Below are 1,921 nucleotides of genomic sequence, written 5' to 3'. Positions count from 1 at the left end.
TCGACCATCCGGTATTTGGTTGCGGCCAACTCAGTCACGTCGTCGAGCATGCTCTTGGCTACACCCAGCGCCCAGGACGCGTGACCTGCGGCGGTCACCGGCATCAGCCCCATCCTGGCCGCAGCGGAGTCACCGCGATGCGGCTGGCGGGCGAACAGCGCAAAGGTCCGCCTGGCCGGAACGAACACTTCCTGGGCGCTGTAGTCATAAGAACCAGTTCCCTTGAGGCCCTGCACGTGCCAGCCGTCATTGAATTGGATCTCGGCGCGGGGCACCACCGCGACCTGCATGTCGGGCACCCCTTCGCTGACCCAGCGCATCTCGCCGCCGTCCAGCGGGAAGAAGCCCGCGGCCACATATTGAGAATGGCCGGTACCTGACCCGAAACTCCACGATCCGCTCAGCAGATAACCGCCGTCGGTCGCAAGTCCCTGACCGTTGGGAAAGAACTGGCCGCCCATGGTGACGTGGTTGTCGTTGGCGGTGAAGACCTCGGCGAACCCGTCGTCGGGTAGATAGGTGGCAGCGGCGAACCGCGAGGGCATGTTCGCGATCCCAATCCACCCGAAAGACCCATCCTGCCAGGCCATTTCGATCCAGGTATCGATCATTTCGGCGAATGACGGTTCGATACCCTCGGCGGCCGCCGGACTGAGGGCCGTCATCAACCCGCTGGCCCACATCTCGTCCACAATTGCGTCGGTCAGCGTACGTCGCTGTTCGGATTCGGCGGCCTGGGCCTGTACCAATTCGCGCATCCCCCGGGCCATCGCAACGACCTGTGCACCCTTAGTCGACGTCACTGGTAGACCGTACGCCCACGGGCTCACGTTTCGGCTTCGAAACGGCCGGTTATCCAAGTAGGCGAAAATCGCGCTACGTTGCGCCATTAGGTTCAGCGGGTGCGACCACAGACGTCAGCAGGCGGGATGGATACGGCATACCGAGGACCTCAGCACCGCCGCGGCGGTGGTGCTAGTGGCGCCATCTTGGAGCCGGGCGTGCCCCTTGGCGGCCGTTATGAGCTACGGGCGGTTCTAGGTCGTGGCGGCATGGCCGAGGTCCACGACGGTTGGGACCTGAAGCTCGGCCGCCCGGTCGCGGTCAAGCTGTTGCATCCGCTCGGCGGAGGCCGGCCGGACGACCGGTTACGTTTCGAGACCGAGGCGCGCGCATCGGCGACACTCAGCAGCCCGCACATCGTGGTGGTGCACGACGTCGGTGAACACGAGGGCGTGCCCTTCATCGTCATGGAGCGCCTGCCCGGAATTTCGCTGGCTGACCACATCGCGAACGGACCACTCGCACCGGCGTTCGTGCGAACCGTCCTCGACGGTGTCCTCAACGCGCTCAGCGTGGCCCACGAGGCGCGGATCCTGCACCGCGACGTCAAGCCGGGCAACATCCTGTTCACCGCGACGGGCGAAGTGAAACTCGCCGACTTCGGCATCGCCAAGACAACCGGTGCCCCGCAGACGATGACCGGCGAGGTGGTCGGGACGATGGCCTACCTGAGTCCCGACCGGTTGTCAGGGAAGCCAGCCACGCCGGCCGACGATTTGTACGCCGTGGGTGTGGTCGGGTACGAAGCGCTGACCGGGCGGCGCCCGTTTCCGCAGGAGGAGTTCGGTCCGCTGGCCCAGGCCATACTGCACGGCGCGGCACCGCCCCTAGCCGCGATTCGCCCCGATATCCCGCGCCAGCTCACCGATGTGATCGACCGGGCCATGACGCAGGACCCGGCGCGCAGATTTTATGAGGCCACAACGATGCGCACGGCGCTCAACGACGCCAATTCCGCCCCAGTCGCTGTCCGGCCCGCTACCCGCGTCATGGAGGTTCCGCCTCCTGTGCTGCGGACTTACACCCCCGCCGAGGCCCGGACGGATTCGCCGCATCCCAGGTGGGGGTGGTGGACGGC

1 protein-coding gene and 1 pseudogene are annotated in these 1,921 nt (G+C 66.1%); one reads left to right on the top strand and one right to left on the bottom strand.

Features of this window, described 5'->3' with window-relative positions:
* Nucleotides 1-770, bottom strand: a pseudogene (locus A9W95_RS05560) (acyl-CoA dehydrogenase); the annotation flags it as partial.
* 159 nt (nt 771-929) lie between these two features.
* Here A9W95_RS05560 and A9W95_RS05555 point away from each other — a divergent pair.
* A partial coding sequence (locus A9W95_RS05555; RefSeq protein WP_156746031.1) for a serine/threonine-protein kinase occupies nt 930-1,921 on the top strand: 992 nt, incomplete at its 3' end.

Origin of the sequence: Mycobacterium sp. 1423905.2 (genome assembly GCF_001673155.1) — a bacterium.
GTDB lineage: Bacteria > Actinomycetota > Actinomycetes > Mycobacteriales > Mycobacteriaceae > Mycobacterium.
The sequence above is the reverse complement of the archived record's forward strand: the minus strand, read 5'-3'. Positions and strand labels throughout refer to the sequence as shown.